Origin of the sequence: Adonisia turfae CCMR0081, assembly GCF_011009555.1 — a bacterium.
Classification (GTDB): domain Bacteria; phylum Cyanobacteriota; class Cyanobacteriia; order Phormidesmidales; family Phormidesmidaceae; genus Leptothoe; species Leptothoe turfae.
On sequence record NZ_QXHD01000004.1, the window covers coordinates 6,326,737 to 6,347,331 of the forward strand.

The following is a 20,595-nucleotide window of genomic DNA, read 5'->3' on the forward strand; positions in this document are numbered from 1 at the left end:
CAGGTAGGAAGCAACTAGGTCGGGAGCTGCCAGAGCATTGCCTTCACCTTCAGGAAACGCATTGAGGCGGAAAGTATTGTGAGTTTGCCAGCTGTTCTCGGGGTTCGTGGGGATGGTGCCGTCATCGTTGACGTTATTAATGCTATAGGCGTGCTGGTTCCAAATCTGACGGGTAGAGACCCAGGTATCGTTGCGATCTCCAATCACGAAAATGCCCGTTTGCGGACCAAAACCAGCAAGTTGGTTAGCAACTGCGACAATTTCGGCATTGCCATCTGCATCTACATCAGCAATTACGGGTAATTCATAGGTGGTACCTGAGCTTTTGGGCAGCTCATAAAGAACCTCTCCATCAGAACCGTTGTAGATTCTCAAGAATAGCTCATCACCATAAACCACCTCGACTTGGCCATCCCCATCAAAGTCAAAGACGGATGAACCTGTCACATTAGAGCTATTATCACGAGTCTGTTTCTGCCATTTAACCGATCCATCGGCTTCAAACACAACATACCTATTTGCACTAGCTACACCAATTTCAGGCTCTCCATCTCCATCCAAATCTGCAATTGTGGGAGGACCGCCTCTACCACCACCAGGAATAATGACATTGCCCCACTTTAGTTCACCAGTGTATTCGAGCAGGTGAACCCGTCCGCTCGAAACAACAACAATTTCAGGATTTGGGTCATCATCAAAGTTACCGATAGCAGGGAACCCGTCCCTAATGGTCGCATTCCAATACAGAGATCCGTCTGCTCGGTAAGCGCTTCTACCTGCGACGACTTCTGGAGTGCCATCCAGATCTAAATCTGCAACCGTGGAAAGTGGCCCTCCGCCGTTATTTCCCTGGCCAAGACCGCCAAACGTGTTACCACTCCAAAGTAATTGCCCTTCATTATTCAGAACATTTGCTCCAATAATAATTTCTGGAGTGCCATCTTGGTTCAGATCGGCAATTGAAGCTCCGCCCCAATGAGCAGCTCCCCAAATGGCATCGCTCTTCCATTTGAACGTACCATCGTTTTCAAAAGCAATCAGACCACCATTCTCATAACCGGCAATAATCTCTGGTTGATCATCATTATCAATATCACCAATGGCGACGCTAGCAGCAGCAATGACTTCATACTCAGGATTAGTGACGGTCCAAATCTCACTACCATCCGCACCGCTAATGGCTCGTAATTTTCCGTTAGCATTGTAGATGCTACCTGTATACGTACTGAAGACAACATCAGGAATTTCATCTTCATTTACGTCGATGACGGCAGGAGTCATCATTACCTGATTCGAGTTAGGTTCGACGGTGAACTCCCGCTTGTTCCACTCCACTACTGGGTCAAATTCACTGATAGACTGTGCAATGCAGTCATGGCTACTAAAGGATAAGTTATTTGTCTCGTCAGTTTCGGTAACTGCATTGTCACTATCTACAAATCCCCAAATGGGCACACCCAAGAAGCTAACCGTTCCTGCCAGATCAGCCGTGACAGTTTGAGAGGCACCAGCTGCTAAAGGAGCCGTAATGGTTGTGCTACCCAGGACATTATCAATATCCTGGTCATAGGTTTGATTAGCATTAGTGTCCTCAAAGAAGAGAACATCAAAGGGTTGGGTGAGGTTATTATTTCCGTTATTGGTGATTTCAGCCGAAGCAGAGCCGGTTAAGGCTAGGGTTTGACCATTAACAGCAAGGTTGCTAGGAGTGACTTCGTCAATTGTCAGGTCAATATCTGGGGCATCAACAAACTGAATCGTGAATTCTTGTTCATCAGCTCCGCCGCGACCATCTTCAACGCGAACAGTAACATAAGTGCTGGTGTTGTCAGTCTCAACACTCAATCGGGCAAAATCAATGAAATAAGACTCATTAAATTGTTGGCCTGAATCGGTTTCAACACCTCCTTGAATGAAGACATCAAGGATACCATCGGAGGTAAAAGAGGTTAATTGTTCATCTGATAGTACAAAATCAACTAGACCAGTTCCTGTAGTACTTTGGTCTAAGTCATCAAATGCATTTGTCACTTCAATGTCTTCGATGAAGAGCCGATCATCGAGCCCTCCGGTTCCAAATCTATTTCCTCCATCTTCAATACCACCAATGGCAATTTCTAAGCTTGCTCTACTTGGAGTTAGACCTGCTAAAGCTTCTGACAAATCATGGCTCCACTCAAAGTCATTGTTACCTTCAGGGCGGAAGCGCTTGTTGAATCTTGCATCTAAGTCTGTAAATGATGGATCGTTGGATTCTTGATTATTAAATTCGATTTCTGGAACAGGCTGGCCAATATTTCCTGAACCAAAGCCAAAGAAATCCTCATCTCCAAAAGTATCGATAATTATTTGGTTCTCAATAGGCGAAGGGAACCAAGAGATCTCTCCTGTCTCTGGATTAATCTCCATGCCCTCTGGTTTTTCCACCAAAGAGTAGGTCAATGTGTCATCATCAGGATCGATCGCATCAACGTCATAGTTATAATCGCCAACCCTAAGCGATTGTCTTGTGAATCCACTATAAACAAGATCTGGTTGAGAGAAGTTATAGAAGCCAAACTTTCCAGACGTATAAGTATCATCTTGTAAGGTTATAGATTCTATAACTTGATCATCTTGCTGAATTGTGATTGTGAACTCACCTGGCGTAAAGTCTAGAAAGAATTGGTAGTCGGTAAAGTGTTGATATGAAATATCATTTTGAAAAATAGTACGAACCCGTTCGCTACTATTTTCCGTGGGCCACAGGTCAGTAAAACTAATAGGAGCATCAGAATCAACTACCTTGATACTCATACCTTGTTCAGCGATACCCCAACCCGGTTGATTTTGGGTAGCCTGCTTCCAGTCAAAGAGATAAAAATGATCAGGATCTTGATATCCAAATACAAATCCCATCAAGTCATCATCAATGTCTGTATCTACACGCCAGCTACCTTCAATACGATCATTTGTTAGATCAAAGTCACTTAAGAAAATAGAAGGATATGCATTTACAGTTTGTCTGACTACTGTGCTGTCTTCTTCAAGAACCCAATTTGCAGAAATAAGATCATCGGGCTTATATTCTATAACTGACCATTCAGAGAGGTTAGCCGGAGCTGCTTGATCCAGAGTCGAAGAGAGTTGTAATTTTACAACCGGTTCACTCACAATTACTGGATCATGGTTGCCTTCTTCCGGCAACACATTCACCACATAGTTCTGCACTGCCACACCACCCTGGCTATCGGAAACCTCAATGGACACCTCATGCTGACCACCGTTTTCTGCTGAAAGACTTTCTGCTGTTGGTGTCCAAGTGACTTTGCCTGTACTTGGATCAATCTCCATCCCTGATGGATGTTTCAACAACCCATAGGTCAGCTCGTCATAATCGAGATCCGTTGCATCTGCATCATACTCATAGGCCGTATTCACCCGTGCATCCACCACCGGTCCGGTCGTAAACACTGGTGGTCGATTGGGCGGTGCATCGCCTACCACTACATCAAACAACTGCTCTGCCACACCACCACGCCCATCCACTACCCGCACCGTAATACTCTGGGTACCCCGATCTGCTTCTTGGGGAGCCCACTCAATTTCCCCAGTTTCTGGGTTAATAGTCATTTCCCTCGGTGCTACCACCAGAGAGTAGGTTATCGGATCTCCCTCAGGGTCAGTGGCGTCCACATCATAGCGATAGGGCTTACCAATCAACCCTTCTACATTAGGCTCAGAGGTAATTACTGGCCCGTCATTTAGGCTACCTAGAAACACCAAATCATAAGTAAACTGATTCCCTTGGGGATTCTTAAAGCGAAGGGTAGCACTTTTGGTTGCATTGCCCGGAGCCAGGGTACTGTCTGTAACCAGATTAGAAAGGTTGTAGTAGGGCAATCCATCCAGGGTAAGTCCATCTGCTTCCAATACAGTTACGGTTGGGTCGCTAATGTTAGTGACTGCCACGATCAAAGGCTTATCAAGCCCATACTGACCAGTGTTGCGCGCCGTAAAGTCTGCAAATAAGGTCTCAGTCTCTTCATTAAATGACGTTTGATCATAGTCAACTGCAAGACTGGCAGACACATCTTGAATACCTTCAAAGATAAAAGACTCTGCTAGGTCTTGCGTCGGTGTAGGAATGCCCTCTGTTGGGGGCAGCACATCAGCCGCTAAGGTTTTAATATCCCTGATGCGGGCCTGTGTAGTCGTATCGTCATCATTATTAACCAGTCGCAGAATCAATGTGGCCTCTGTACCTTCTGCAATGCTTGCCAGGTTAACAGTAATGGTTTGCCCATCCTGACTAACGCCATTGGCCAGTTGGGGAGTTTCCCCTTCGGTCCAGTTAAAAAATGCATCTCGACCGTTGGTAATGGTATGGACCAGGGAATTCCCCTTACTATCCACCAGAGCAGCCTCAAAGGCATCGTTGATGGCATCATCATCGGTTGTATCAAAGTCGAGATTTGCCAGCGTAAACTGCAGCTTTGACGGCTGCTCTGAAACGACGATTGATTGCCTATGGCTAACCTCAAATTGGCTACCTTCTGCCAGCGCAATTTCCCCCTTAACCTGTGGAGGTGCCTTTAACTCATAGCTAAAAATAAGGTCGTTATAGTCGCGATCTCCCCCACCGGTCATATCCTCCCAGACCATTTCATTGGCAGCCTGGAAGTGAACATGACTCAGTCCGTCTGGATTTGCACCTGGGTGGGAAAAGAAAGCAATAGGACCTCCATCCAAGCGGTTGTAGGGGTTCTGGGTAAGAAATTCTGTTGTTGTTGCATCTTGAATTAGATACCACCCCAGGAACTTACCCGCAGGAATCTGATATTGACTAACCGAGCCTGCATTTTGCCCTCTAGCAAAAACTACCTGCCGATTTGCTTGAGACAGTGCAGCAACGGCATATCCCTGGGAACCGGGTTTAAGATTACCAATGTGCCCCTCAGCATCATCCACTAAAAAAAAGCCCATTTCATTACGGAAACCTGCTGATTGACTTAGTAGATCTACCGTTAACGTAGCGAATTGACCAATGTCTCCAGGAATTTGTACCCCAGCTTTGCTAACCAGCAGTACAGCATCATTAAAATCTTGATCGCCACCACCCCATAAATCTTCCCAGGCAAATCGCTGAATGTCCTCACCAAAAGATTGACTACGGACATGGTCAACCCCATCCGGATTGGCACCATCTAATGAGAAAAAGGCCGTAGGACCTTGCCCTCCTTTATTATCAGGATTATGCGCTAGCCAATCTGCAGTACTACTGTCTTGGACCAGATAAAATGCAAGCCTGTCTCCTGCTTTGAAACTCAACTCTTTCCAAGCACCCGTTTGCTGTCCATGGGGAAACAACACCTGTCGAGACGGGCTATTCAGAGCGGCTTTGGCAAAGCCTGTATCTCCAGGGGCCACACCATTAACCTTGCCATCAGCATCAATGGCAAACACTCCAATCTCGTTGTTTAGTTTAGCATCCTGATAGGTCCACTGAAATCGTAGCGTTATCGTTTCACCCGCATTCCCAGATACTACAAATAAGTCACCAATGGCGCTTGTATTATCAGCTAGCAAACTGCCATCAGTAATACCGGTTAACGTATCACTTTCAGGGACATCTGATGTAGGGATAATCTGTGAACTATTAACATCAGCAGCTGCGATTAACGGGTCTTCACTGACAACATCCGAGAAAAACGTTAATGGTTCCAATACATGGTCATTTTCCGGCAAGCTAACATGGCTATCCGCTGGAGTATTGAAACGACCATTCTTTTGAGTAGTCCCTGGTAAATTAGGACTCTCTTGCAAGGGCAACAGGCCTTCATCGGAGAAGGACGAATCCAATCCGTTCATGTTGTTATCTACAGGGGGCAGATCAAGCGTTGGAACTAAACCGCTAAGTACGTAATTTCACGATTACGTACACATAAATGATCGGTAACTAGATTGAAAGATCCGGATAATTATTGTTAAGAAAAAATATTAAGCTCTAACAGCTAATTTCTAAACATGAGTCAAATTTTGAGGCTTTGTAAGGTCTGACTTTTGTCTAAGAATAGGATTTGGAATTGCTGAGACGGTAAACAAGCTAGATGTAAAATATGTTCGAAGCCAATAGCTAGTCGGCACTAATAGCTAGTCGTTACGTCTATATCAATGTCAGTTAATACATGGGAATTTTGACCTAATCAGTCTTAGCTTCTTGCTTATAATTTTTTGCGCTGGATGCATTCGGACTGTACTTATGGTTAAAACTCATTTTGAAAGCATTAATCTACCTATATCAGGGCTTTCAGCTTCTATAATTTCCGGCTAAAGGTTGGAAATCCTTGCATCTTCCAGAAATGTGTACTTAGTATGGGTGCTTCAGCTCTCTCTGATTTAGCAAAATTACTTGAGCAGTATGAAAGCATGCTGTCACATCTTCAAATCGAAGAAAAGTCAAGCATTGATGACATTTGCTTGAATATCTTAATTGTCAGAGATCAAATCCAAGACTTGTTTCAATCTCAACGACCTCTATCTAGCAAATATTTACCAACACTAAGTAAGTTAGACAAAGAGCTTAAGCAAAAAAGCGAATTAATCATTCAACATATCCCCTTAGCAGAGTGGCGAGAAATCATTAAACCTTCTGAGTATGCCTGGTGGTGGCATTTCGAAAAGAAACCTCCAGCTCATCCATGGAATCGCCTAAATTGGCTATGGGAAGGTGCAACACTAATTACTTTAACTATTGACTTTGCATTGGTAGCAGCCATTTCATCTCGTTTCTTGGCAGGTGGTCCAGATACATTGAGTGCTTTAGCTATTGCAGGACAAAGTGCTGTTGCTTTGCTGGTAGCAGGTGGCCCCCTAACCAAGATTGGTCAGCAGGCTATTGAAAGGCTCCTTCAAAGGATGAAGCTGCCTAAATACTTATGGCATGAAGCAAAGCTAATAATGGCAGTAGTATTTTTGCTTTGCTTAGTGGGATTACAAAATTCATTACCAAGGTTTGCTAATTTTTACGTTAAACGTGGCATTAAGTCACAACAGAAATTTCAAACTACAAGTGCCTTAGCTAACTACAAGCGTGCTACTGAGCTAGACCCTAGCAATACAGAAGCTCATTTTCGTTTAGGGAGTACTTATGAACAGTTGTTAGATTTAGAACAGGCTCGTTCTCAGTATCATATTGCGATGTTAGGGGGTTGCATTGAAGCCTATAACAATTTAGGCAGACTATATCTTATTGAAGATGAAGATTTCCCTGCAGCTGCTTTATTGTTAAAGCAAGGATTTGCATACCTTGAAAATGATATACGTATAACAGAATGTATTTCAGCAGATGAGAATGCTCTTAAATATGCATTTCTTAAAAATTTAGGTTGGGCTGAGCTAAATCAAAGCCGTTACGGCGAAGCAAAAGGCGATTTACAGACAGCAATTGAGCTAAATGATGAAAAAGCAGCTGCTTATTGCTTGTTAGCTCAAGTTCTAGAAAAAGAAGGACATCCAGATACCTTGTCAACTTGGAAAGCTTGCCTTGGTAGAGCGAGCGAGTTCAATGCTGATGAGGCTCAATGGATTGATATGGCCCAGCAGGCTATTGAAGCTAACACCTCAGTTAAAAATACTAGACCTTAGTCGTATTCAAAGTATATTTTGCATCAAGTTTTTTCCCAGAAACACTAATTTACTCACGTATCCCTATATAAGTTCTAAGGTCCATCTACATCATTACAAAGTGTTTCTTTAACCCTGTAGATCGATTAAGTATATGCCCCTTCAAAAATATGTTGTACATGCGCTTTTAGCAAGTGGTGCCGTACTGGTTTGCCCGTCAGCTGTACTAGCAGCCAACAGTTATCGAATTATTGAAACTCAGGGAAATGTCTGGGCTCAATATCCAGGACAAAACCATTTCCAAATTGTCAGGACTGGAATGCAATTCCCAGCCTATACTCTGTTAAAAACTGGTCCAAATAGTCATGCTCAGATTGGATGCCCTGGTTCGTCAGTTTGGACGCTGAGAGCCAATCGTACATCAGGAATAGAGGCAGAGTGTTTAGAACATGCTTCTGATGAGGTGATACGGATAGGTCTTCAGACTGACAACCTTCTGGGAGGTATCAATTCAGAAATTCCTTATGTTACCAGTCCACGTCGAACATCGATTCTTGGTTTAGCGCTGACTCTTCGTTGGAATCCTGTCGAAGATGCATCGGGCTATATTGTGAGAGTAATGGAATCAGGCAATGAGGAGATTTGGATAGAACAAGTTACTGGTTCTGAGGTGAAATATTCAGGAGAACCGTTAACTCCGGGTAAAAGCTACAGAGTCATTGTGGAAGTCATTGACGGATTATCCTCTCAATTAGATGAAGGAGCAGATGAGTCAGACTTTGAGCTACTTTATCCGGAACATGTAGCACGGGTAAACACTGAAATCGCCAAAATAAAGGAACAAAATCTGCCAACTAATATGCAGGCATTAGAGTTGGCATACCTTTATATGGAGGAAAACTTATTGTCAGAAGCCATTGATGTACTTGAGTCTGTTACAAGTACTGCTGATAGCAATTCCGAAGTGTTTCAGGTACTGGGAGACTTGTATCGCTACGTAGGACTTAATTTATTAGCATTATCGAGCTATGAACAGGCCATTAGCATCGCAACCCAACAACAAAGTATCCTGGGGCAAGCAAATGCAAAATCTGGTTTAGCAGAAATAAAAGTATTGCTAGGTGAATTAGATAAAGCCCTTCAGCTTTTAACTGAAGCACAGCAAGCTTATGATGAGTTGGGCAATGCAGACCGTTCTGAAGAGCTGCAAGAACGTTTAGATGTACTAAGTCCTTAAACAGACTGTCCAATAATTTTTTCTATTAACTACGAATACTGCAGGAGCTTTAAATGATGGGCTGCTCTCGTCCTGCTTGTTATCTGCCAATAAGCATATCAATTTTCTCAAGTGTTCTATCTGGTACGGCTTATGCAAAATTGATAGAACACTACTCGCCTTCTCCCTTTTCTTCAGCGCCATCTGAGGATTTAAATACTACTAATGAAATAGAAATTACAACATCTAATCCTGGTGTTGCTGTTATTATAGATGAGACTACTGTTACATTCACTCCCAAGTTTTCGTCTGAACTAAGTCCCACAACGCCAGAGCAAAACAATATACAGACAAATGTGGAGTCTGAAGTTGTAAACTTGCCTACTGTACTTGACTCGAAAGATACGATAGAGGATACAACAGAACTTTTGGAGCTACAACAGTTATCCACCTCGACTTCTACTATTAGCCATGCGCATAGCACTGGAGACATAGCAGAGTCAGTTTCTATAGAGCGATTAGATGAAGTCAACTCTGTCAGTCAAATAGCTCAAACGCTTCCTCCGTCAATCCCTGATTTATCTCCTGATATTCAGCGTATTCCAGAGGATAGTGGTCCTGAGGAAATTGAACTAGCTCCTACCTTACCTGAATTAGATGAACTATTCAGTCCAGAAACGCTATCTCCTGTTGAAGATTCTGATATACCAGCCACTGAAGAGGAAACAATCATCATTCAGCGTTTTGAGGTTATTGGTAGTACAGTGTTTTCCTCAGAAGAATTAGAGGCTGTAATATCTGAATTTACTGGACGCCCCATTACGTTTACTGAAATTCTGCAAGCTCGTTCGGCCATTACAAAACTCTATGTTGAGAATGGCTATATTACGTCAGGAGCTTTTTTCCCACCCCAGCCATTACAAGATGGTGTTGCAAGAATTGAAGTCATTGAAGGTAGTTTAGAGGATATTGAGATTAATGGCACTCAGCGTCTTAATGATAGCTATATCCGTAGTCGTTTAGAAGTAGGGATTGAACCTCCTATCAATAGTGCTGATATTCTAGAGCGACTACAACTTCTGCAGATAGATCCTCTAGTAGAAAGCATATCAGCTGATTTACAGGCAGGTGTAGAGCCTGGGACTAATCGATTGGTTGTCTCGGTAACAGAAGCTGACAGCTTCAATGTAAATTATGGTGTTGATAATAATCGTTCTCCTAGCGTTGGTAGTGTACGGCATCAACTGCAGCTTAATCAGGCAAACTTATTAGGGTTGGGTGATAGCCTTAACCTCGGCTATTCGTTGACAGCAGGTAGTGACGATTTTGATTTTGCTTATACGCTTCCTATTAATCCCAAGGATGGAACGTTAGCATTTGCGGTCAGTCACTCTGATAGTGAGGTCATTGAAGATCCTTTTGAACCACTGGATATAAGTTCGGATACAACACTATATGAACTGACTTTACGCCAACCCTTAATAAAGAAGCCAACACAAGAGTTTGCGTTAGGTCTGACAGCATCGCATCAGGATAGTCAAACATTCTTAGGTTTTGATGAGATTGGTCCTTTTCCGCTCTCACCAGAGGCTGATAGTGATGGACGGACAAGTGTTTCGGCTGCACGTTTCTTTCAAGATTGGACTAAACAAAGTTCGAATCAAGTGATTGCACTAAGATCGCAGTTTAATCTTGGTTTAGATGCTTTGGGGGCAACGGTAAATGATGATGCTCCGGATAGTCGTTTCTTTTCTTGGCAGGGACAGGCTCAATGGGCTCGTTCACTGGGGCCAGATGCGTTGTTATTGCTCAAGGGGAGTTTGCAGCTAACGCCTGACTCATTGCTATCGCAGGAGCAGTTTGGTATTGGTGGTCAATCTACTGTGCGGGGGTACCGTCAGAATCAGATTTTGACTGATAACGGTGTGCTTGGTTCAGTTGAGGTGCGTTTGCCTGTCTTAGGTAATAGTCGTAATGGACCTTTATTACAGGTTGCACCTTTTTTAGATATTGGCCATGGTTGGAATTCGGGTGGTAATAATCCTGATGATAATACTTTAGTGGGTGTAGGTACCGGGCTGCTATTTAGTACTAATAACCTAAATGCTCGTTTAGATTGGGGCATACCTTTGATTTCGGGTGACTCAGATCGAGATTCTCTACAAGAGAATGGTATCTACTTTTCATTAGATTATTCATTTTTCTAAGCGTGTACTTTGCGCATAGGATGCTGTCTCATGCCTTCTCGAAAAAGTATGTCAAAGATTTCCTGGGGTTTAGTTGTTTTGGGTAGTAGTTTGCCGGTAACTGCTCAGGGTGCAACCGTGCCAATGGAATTATCTGCTTTAGATCAGAATATTTTGGATGATATCAATGTGGTGTCAGATGATGCAGCATCAAACAATACTTCAGAAGAAAGTGTTTCTTCGTTACCAATAGTCCCAGAATCATTGATAGAGCCCCGTTTTAGTTATAGTGATTCTCAAAACGTTTCAAGATCAAAACCATCTACTACCGCAGAATTAGAAAATTCATTAATTGCTCAAATCCTACCAGATACTACACTTGGTAGTGAAACATCTATAGTTACCCCGAATGTTGCGATTAACGGAGACTCAGCTGATCAAATTGAGGGAGGAGCTGTTCGTGGAGCCAACTTATTTCATAGTTTTCAGGAGTTTAATGTCAACTCAGGTCAGCGAGTTTATTTTTCAACACATTCTGGAATTCAGAATATTCTCAGTCGAATAACGGGTGAAAATGTCTCCAATATCGATGGTCTACTGGGTGTAGATGGGTCAGCCAATTTATATCTTCTAAATCCCAACGGAATTGTGTTTGGTCCAAATGCTGAATTAGACATTCGAGGGTCTTTTGTCGCTAGTACAGCAGAAAGCATCGAATTTGGAAATGGTATTGAGTTTAGTGCTACAAATCCAGAGAATGCCCCTTTGCTAAGTATTAGCGTTACCCCTGGACTGCAATACGGTAACCACACTACATCGATTACTACTGCTGAAGACAGTAATCTGCAAGTTGAACAAAATTTGATCTTAGGAGCACAACGCTTAGATTTAGCAGGACAACTAAAATCCGGACGAGATATTATCCTGCAAGGAGAGGAACGGCTCCTTAGTAATGCAAGGTACACTACAGGTGGTTATTTGTTCACTCAGGATCTTAGCGGTGAAACTATAGATTTCTTAATTCCTCATGAACGTGTGATTACAGCTAATGGAGATTTTCAGCTAAATAGTAACTACGATGATCAATCACTCTACATAATGGCTGGTGGTCAAGTTACCCATGAAGCAGCAAATAATATAATTTTTATTCGAGAGGAACGTGTTCGAGAGGCCAGTGGCAGCAGCATCACACAAGAGATTGATGATGGGATAGGTGGGAGACAATCCATTACAGTCAATTCTAGCAATGAACCGATTGTCGATATCCGTAGTGGTATTGACTGGGATCAATGGGGAGGAGTACGAGGGAATACACCAACCGGTTTAGGAAGTTTTGGCAATGAAGTAGACCCTAATGCTGTCACTGGTAAGGGAATAAACTTAGGTTTCATCCAAATCGAAAAAGGTGGAGGAGCGATTACGCTCATTGCCCAAGGAAATGGTGATATCCAAACAGGGTCTCTAAACACACGCTCCAACTCTAATGGATCAGGAGATATCATAGGTGGAGATGGCGGTAATATTATCTTATCAACCAAGGGGAATATTAATATTAGCCATACTTTCGACCCTATAACAGCTTCTGGTATAGACGCTGGTTCAGATACAACATCAACTACGGGTAATGCTATCGGAGGAAATGGTGGCGATATAATCTTCTTAGCTGGTGGAAATATTGACATTGATTTTGCTACCTCCCTAGACAAAATAAGCTCAAGAGCAAACGCTGGTTCAGAATCAAATTCTCAGGGCAGTCTTCAAGTTGGAGAAGCTGGAGATATTACTCTCTCAGCAGGAGGCAATATTAATATTCCTGTTGGATACCTACAAGCATCCTCATTTTCGGTTTTGGGTCCTCGTGATTCAGAGAATGTAGAGGTCACGAATGAAAATATAATTAAATCGTCTACATCTGGATATGGAGGCAATATTAACCTCTTAGCAGGAGGCAGTATAAATATCCCTGATGGATTACATACTCTGTCAAGAGTAACAGTTCAGCAAGATGTCTCGAACTTAGATTCGCTGATAGGTGCAGAAGGAGGAGAGATTAGTGTTGATGCTGTTGGTGATATATCAGTTGGAGAATTGGTTTCCAATGCATTCTTACTATCACTATCAACCCAATCTAGAGTCAATATCGATCAAGGAGGTAATGCAGGCAATATTTACATGAAAGCAGATGGTGATATTCAAACTGGAAATATAGAAGCGGAGTCTTTGTCAAGGGTGGGTGCAGGCGGTTTCATCCAAGGAGGTGACGGAGGTGATGTATCTATTGAAGCCAATGGTGATATTCAAACTGGAGTTTTACGTTCATACTCGTATTTAACCTCAAATCTTCCAAATGAATCTTCTAATACAGGGTTAGATAATGTTATTGGAGGTAATGGTGGAGATATCACCTTATTGGCTGGCAGAAATATTTCTACTACTGATTTTAATTCATTTGGCAATTTTAATTCATTTTCGTTGGCGCTGTCGGATGCTGGAGATGTCATAGCCGGTAATGGCGGAGATATTTATTTGTCCGCCCAAACTGGTGGTATTCAAGCCCAACCTGTTAATAACTCTGCCCGTCTCTATTCTTTTTCTTTTGGAGAACAAACCGAGGGAGGGATGGGAGGTAATGGTGGAGATATTCGGTTAGAGGCAGCAACTTATATCAATGGTTTAGAAATTTTAACTTTTTCACCATCGGCAAAATCTGGCAACATTCAGATTGATGGTCTACAAGATTTGGATGTTATCGATACCAATATTATTGCCAGTAAGCAGTTGACAATAGAAATACCATCTCCTCCAGAAGGAACATCACGTATTACTATACCCATTGGTGGCCAGGGACAGTCAGGTGATGCAATTTTAACTGGTCTCGGCAATCTCACTTTTACTAACAGTTCTTTCCTTAATAATACTAATAGCTCCGATCCTGCAGGGGAGATTATTATCCGTAGCCCAGAATGGATTATTTTTGACAACAGTTCAATCAACAGTAGTACGAACGATGCAGGACAAGCAGGTAACATTAATATTGATGCAGGTCGGGGGGTTCGCTTCACTGGGGCTGATACTCAGCTACAAGCTCAGACCAATGCTAAAGGAGATGCTGGCAACATTGAAATTCAGGCCCCTCAAATTATTGCTGAGCAAGCAGCCCAGATTTCAACTGCGACCAGTAATCAAGGAAGAGCAGGTAATATTACTCTGAATACCGATGTTCTCTCACTAAACGATGGAGGTGAAATTCGTGCCTCTACATCTGGATCAGGCAACAGCGGTACCATTACTGTTAACGCTTCCAGTGCCGTGAATTTGGGTGAAGGTGTGCAAAATTTTGAACCTATCATCTCGGTTGTTACCAGTGATGCAGGCCGAGCAGGCAATATTATCATCAATACTCCCGACTTTACTCTTTCTGAAACTGCCCGCGTTACCGCAACCGCAACTACAACCGCTACAAATTCAGAAGGAGGCGGTAGCATTACCCTTAATGCCGATCAAATGGATTTAGCTGGCACTGTTGGTATCTTTGCAGAAACTGAAGGTCAATCCCCTGGGGGAGAACTTACTCTCCAACCTTATGAAAATAACCCTGACTTAGATGTTACCCTAGCTCCAGGTGCTAAGATATCAGCGTCTACCTCTGGTACTGGTCAAGGTGGTAGCTTACGCGTGTTAGCCCCAGAATCAGTTATTATCAGTGGCCCTGGTCAGCTAGCCGTGGAAACGATCGGTCCTGGCCAAGCAGGCAATATTGCAATAACGTCTCAGCAACTCTTTCTTTCTGATGGTGTGACAATTTCTGCCTCTACTCGAGGTTCAGGCAAAGCCGGTAACATTACCCTTACCGGACAAAACATTACTCTCAACGAGGGTGCCCAAATCAACAGCAACACCAATAGTTCAGGCGCTGCTGGGGATATCGAGATTACAGCAACCGAAGGAATTTCAATTCAAGGTGTAACAAGTGAGGCTGAAAATAGTGGCATCTTCGCTCGCACACTTAGCGATGGTCGTGGCGGCAATATAAGCTTAAATACACCGCAAGTCACTTTGAGTGATACTGCTGAAATAACTGCTGCCACGACCAACAGTAGTCGAGGTGGTAATCTAACAGTTCAGAATACTAGTCCCATTAGAATTAAAGGGGCAGGAAGACTGTCTGTTGAGAGCCAAGGGGCAAATAGTGGCCGCTCAGGTGACTTGGATGTGATTGCTCCCAGTGCAGTCTTAGATGATGGTGTGATTATTTCTGCCTCTACCGAATCCCAACAAGGTGGAGGTATTATTACCTTTGATATTCATGATGTCTTACTACTGCGACGTGGAAGTCTCATAAATGCCGAAGCCACCAATGCGACAGGTGGTACTGCTGGCAATATTGATATCGATGCTGGCTTTGTCGTTGCAGTGCCCAATGAAAATAGTGACATTATTGCTAACGCCAATGGTGGCAATGGTGGTCGTATTGATATTACTACTAACCAAATATTTGGTTTTGAAGAGCAAAGCGAAGTTAGATTTACCACCAGTGAACTAAGAGACAATACAAGCAGCGATCTCAGCGCCAGTTCCCAGTCTGGCCAGCAGGGCATCATTGCCATTTCGACGCTAGCCCCTGACCCTAACCAGGGGTTAACTGAACTACTACTCATATCTCCTGCGCCCCCTATTCAGCAAGGTTGTTCTGCTGCCTCAATTGGTAATAGCAGCTTTACCGTGACTGGACGAGGTGGACTTCCTCCTGGCCCTGCTAGTGAACTTAATATAGAGCGACCCTTAGCTGATTTGGGTCCTGATGTCTTACCACCAGATACATCGGTCAGTTCTTTATCAGATGTATCAATACCAAAGCCATCTACTCAAATCCTGGAAGCCCAAGGATGGATTACAGATTCCGATGGACAGACCACCTTTGTTGCCCATACTCCAAACACAACATTTGATAATGACCAACACCCATCCATTCAGTGTTCAGGCAGTGTTGTAACCGACCTCTAGCTGCACACATTTGAAAGATTCACGTCCTATACATCTCAGGATATTGCCCCATGTCTCATCAGAAAACGTCTTTCAGAATCCCCCTTGGTTTAGCTATCTTAAGTAGTAGTTTACCGACAACTGCCCAGGCAGCAGCGTTGTCAGTAAATCTTTCTATGCCAGCCCAAGACACTGATGTAGTTTTAGATGACGTTACATTCAGTGATGAAACAGAGGTATCTATCCCAGCTATATCCACTTCTCCAGAAAGTTTATCAAGTCCAAGTTTTACACCGAACCATTCGCAACAGAAAAAATCAGACGATACTTTACTTGCACAAATCTTACCAGACAATAGCCTGGGAGCTGAAGCATCAGTTATCACACCCAATGTTTCAGTTAATGGAGATTCAGCTGATGTCATTGAGGGTGGTGCTGTTCGTGGTTCAAGTTTATTTCATAGCTTTCAAGAGTTTAATGTCAATGACGGAAAACGTGTTTATTTTGCCAATCCGGCACAGATTAGACAGATTTTAGGTCGGGTAACTGGAAATAACGGCTCTGACATATCAGGGACATTAGGTGTCAATGGTCCCGCTAGTCTATTTTTGATTAATCCTAATGGAATTATCTTTGGCCCTGATGCAGAACTAGACATCACTGGCTCATTTATAGCCAGTACAGCAGAGAGTTTTATATTTCCAGATAGCAACGTTTTTAGTGCAGTCAATCCAGACTTAGCACCATTTCTGACCATGAGTGTAGCTCCAGGACTACAGTACGGTGCAGCAGGAGTTCAGCCACTTATTAGTGAAGCAGATCTGAGTGTAGGACAAGATCTAACACTCTCTGGCGGAGCAGTAACCAGCAATGGTGAACTATTTGCTGGAGGAGAGTTGATAGTAGAGGGAGTAACTGGAAATGTACAAGTACAGTCAGTTACTGGCCGCACTGCATTCTTTTCTGCTAATGGTGATTTACTACTCAATGGTAGTCAGTTAGAGACAGTAGGGAATTTAATCCTACAAGCAACTGATGACGTGTTGATTCAAGATAGTTTAGAAGATCCCTTTATTGCATCAGCCGGTGTTGATTTAGTAATACAAGCTGACCAATCCATCAATACGCAAGATTTAGAGAGCCTGGATAGTAGTAATCCAGATAGTAGACTGACATCTGGACGTGATTTAGTGCTGCGATCTCCTCTTTTACTGCTGGGGAACCGGCCTGATCCAAATAATGCCCTTTATGAGGTTGGCAGCTATTTCAGAACAGAGCAGCTAGATGGAACCATCACTGATTTATGGATTCCCTACAATGATGCTCAGGTAGTAAGGGCTAACTCTGATATCGAATTTACTCAAGACTACGATGGCTCATCGCTGTATATCTTGGTTGGAGGACAGGTTACGGCAGAAAATGATATTACTATTGATACGATCGAGCAAGGAAGTGTTGTAGCGACTCTTTTGAATGGGCAAGACATTGTTTTACAATCTGTTAATCTCGGAACATTTGATATTCGAGCAGGGGAAGAACAACTAATATCAGAAAGCTTTCTAGGAACTACGAATCTTCCGTTTATTAACACCTCAATTCCTGAAGTTTCACTCATAGGCTCACCAACTGGCTCAGATATTATCCTTGGTAGTTTTGATGATGGTGAATTTATTGGCAATAATATTATGAATCGGGGTGGAAATGTTGTTCTAGCCAATCATCGATCATCAGACAATCTTGTTATAGGGCGGATTGACGTGTCATCAGATGATGGAGCAGATGCAGGAGATATTATATTAAAATCAATCAACGATATTATTATTTATGGAGATTTAGAGTCAGGCTCTGTAAACTCCTCAGGTAGTGCAAGAGATGCAGGATCAATTTATCTCTCATCTGGCAATAATATTACTACTCAGGGCTTTTTGTATGCAACTTCTTCCGCAAGTTCATCGTTTTTTGGTGGCTCGGGAAATGGTGGTAATATTTCTCTCTTAGCTAATGGCGATATCATTACTAACGACTTTTTGAGCGCAGGGTCTATTACTGCATCAGTTTTCGGGAATACAGGTAATGGAGGAGCCATTACCCTTTCAGCTGGGAGAAGTATAACTAATAATTCTAATGTAGATGTTGCCAGTATATCTTCAGGGGTCTCATCAATCTCAGCTTTCGGTGATTCTGGAAATGGTGGGGCAATTTCTTTCTTGGCAGGTGGAGACATAACAAGCAATATCCCTGTAGACTCGACTTCATCAACAACATCATTCTCTAGCAACTCTGGAAATGGTGGGGCAATTTTTTTCTTGGCTGATGGAGATATTAACACTAAAAATTTTCTGAGTTCAGCCTCTTTTTCCAATTTTGGTGACGCAGGAAGTGGAGGAGGAATTATACTTTTTGCTACAGGAGATGTGACTGCAGGTGGCAGTATACTTAATGATGGTAGGCTTGGAGCCGAAATGGCTTCTGTTGGTCTCAACACAGTTTCACTATCGCAGCTAGGTTCTTCAAACAGTGGGGGAGAGATTAATATTATCTCTGGCGGTACGATTACTACTGAGCACATTTTAAATTCAAGTTCGATTTCGCGCTCTCGGATGAACGCAACTAATGCAGGAAATGGAGGAGAAATAATACTTTCATCCGATGAAGACATAGTTACTAAAAATATTTTAAATTCAAGCTCAACTTCAAATGTTGGTACTGCGGGAAATGGCGGAGATATTTCCCTCTCTGCAAGTCGAGATATTTTGACTGAGGGAATAGATACAGGACTCTCATCGAATCAAAATATTAACACTAATAACTTCGTTTCCATAAATTCATCCTCCTTTTCGGGTTCGGGTACTGCGGGGAATGGTGGAGTGGTATCCCTTGCTGCTGGTAGAAATGTTGTATCTGATGACTTACTCTCATTTTCAGTTTCTGAAACAGGTATGACTGGAAATGGAGGCAATGTTTCACTTATTGCCAGAGAAGGTGAGATTGTCGGCAATAGTGCCAGATTACTCACACTATCTGTGGCTAATTCAGGAGGTGATGCAGGGGCTGGAGGAGCCCTAACGCTTGAAGCTCAAGATAGTATTTCAGGATTTGAAATTACTACGCTTTCAAGTACTGGACAGTCAGGGCGTGTTGATATTGCAGGTTTAAGTGATAATTTTGCTATCAACGATTTTCGTCTAATCACTAGTGGTCAGACAGAAATCGCTAATCCCATAGAAGATCCTACTGATCCTACTGATGACAGTATCACCCTAAATCTTAATGATTTTGGTCAAGCAGGTGACACATCCATCATCGGTGCTGACAACTTAATTTTCAACAATGTTGAGATTCAAAGTGACTCTAATGGCAGCAGGCAGGCAGGTGGAGTTTTTATTGAAAGTCCTGGGCAAATTATATTCAGCGATAGTCGCATCGACAGTAATGCTAACAGCACTGGTACCGCAGGCAATATTGAAATTATCGCAGGCGAAGGGATTACACTTCAAGAGTCAATCAGTCCTATAGAAACTGGCATCTTTGCTCGCACTATTAACGATGGACAAGGTGGCAATATTACCTTAAATACGCCACAACTAACTTTCAACAATGCTACTGAAATATCTGCTTCAACGACCAACAGCGGTATTGGTGGAAGTATAACAGTCCAGAGTTCTAATCCTCTTAGAATGGAAGGTGAGGGACGCCTTGCAGTTGAAAGTCAAGGAGAGAACAGTGGTCGTGCAGGCAATCTAAATGTGTTTGCCCCCAGTGCAGTGTTAGATAATGGTGTAACTGTTTCTGCCTCTACCGAATCCCAGCAGGGTGGAGGAATTATCAACTTTGATATCGATGATGTCTTACTACTCCGGCGTGGTAGTCTCATCAATGCCGAAGCCACTAATGCAACCGGAGGCACTGCTGGCAATATTGATATCGATGCTGGATTTGTCGTTGCAGTACCTGATGAAAATAGCGATATTATTGCTAACGCTGATGGTGGTAACGGTGGTCGTATTGACATCACCACCAACCAAATATTTGGTTTTGAAGAGCAAAGCGAAGTCAACTTTACCACCAATGAGCTAAGAGACAACTCAAGCAGTGACCTCAGCGCTAGTTCTCAAGCTGGTCAGCAGGGTATCATTGCCATTTCAACGTTAGCACCTGACCCTAACCAGGGGTTAACCGAGCTACCAATTCCATCCCCTGCCCCTCCTATTCAACGTGGATGTTCCGCTACATCCATCGGCAACAGTAGTTTTACCGTGACTGGACGAGGAGGACTCCCGGCTGGTCCTGCTAGTAACTCAAATAATGACCGCCTTTTAGTGGATTTAGGCCCCGATGCCCTCCCTCCGGATGCATCTGCAAATGCTTTATCGGATGAATCAATCCCTACTCCATCACCTCAAATTATAGAGGCTCAAGGATGGGTTACAGATTCTGATGGTGAAGTAATCTTTATTGCCCAGGGTTCAGGTACTTCATTTGAAGAGAATCGACAACCATCTATTCAATGTTCAGGCCATGCATTATCTAGTCTGTAATTGAACAAGTTGGAAGTAAGAAAAACAGTTCGGCTATCTAGAACGATTAATACTTAAGAGGCAATTC

Annotated in this window: 6 protein-coding genes; 5 read left to right on the forward strand and 1 reads right to left on the reverse strand. The window is 43.0% G+C overall.

Going from position 1 to position 20,595, the window contains the following annotated elements; all coding sequences use genetic code 11:
* Window positions 1-5,850, reverse strand: a 5,850-nt coding sequence (locus DXZ20_RS30875; RefSeq protein WP_250565987.1) for a DUF4114 domain-containing protein, incomplete at its 3' end; no start/stop codon positions are given.
* A 504-nt stretch (window positions 5,851-6,354) separates the two neighbouring features.
* Between DXZ20_RS30875 and DXZ20_RS30880 the strand changes: the two genes are divergently transcribed.
* From DXZ20_RS30880 to DXZ20_RS30900, 5 genes are all read left to right on the forward strand, one after another.
* Window positions 6,355-7,626, forward strand: a complete 1,272-nt coding sequence (locus DXZ20_RS30880; protein WP_163702732.1) for a tetratricopeptide repeat protein — start codon at window positions 6,355-6,357, stop codon at window positions 7,624-7,626.
* Window positions 7,627-7,759: 133 nt separating this feature from the next.
* Window positions 7,760-8,842, forward strand: a complete 1,083-nt coding sequence (locus DXZ20_RS30885; RefSeq protein WP_163702733.1) for a hypothetical protein — start codon at window positions 7,760-7,762, stop codon at window positions 8,840-8,842.
* A 356-nt stretch (window positions 8,843-9,198) separates the two neighbouring features.
* Window positions 9,199-11,028, forward strand: a complete 1,830-nt coding sequence (locus tag DXZ20_RS30890; RefSeq protein ID WP_163702734.1) for a ShlB/FhaC/HecB family hemolysin secretion/activation protein — start codon at window positions 9,199-9,201, stop codon at window positions 11,026-11,028.
* A 30-nt stretch (window positions 11,029-11,058) separates the two neighbouring features.
* Complete coding sequence (locus DXZ20_RS30895; protein ID WP_163702735.1) at window positions 11,059-16,011, forward strand: two-partner secretion domain-containing protein; 4,953 nt, start codon at window positions 11,059-11,061, stop codon at window positions 16,009-16,011.
* 50 nt (window positions 16,012-16,061) lie between these two features.
* Window positions 16,062-20,528 (forward strand): two-partner secretion domain-containing protein, encoded by a 4,467-nt coding sequence (locus DXZ20_RS30900; protein ID WP_163702736.1) that lies wholly within the window; start codon window positions 16,062-16,064, stop codon window positions 20,526-20,528.
* The last annotated feature ends 67 nt before the right edge of the window (window positions 20,529-20,595 follow it).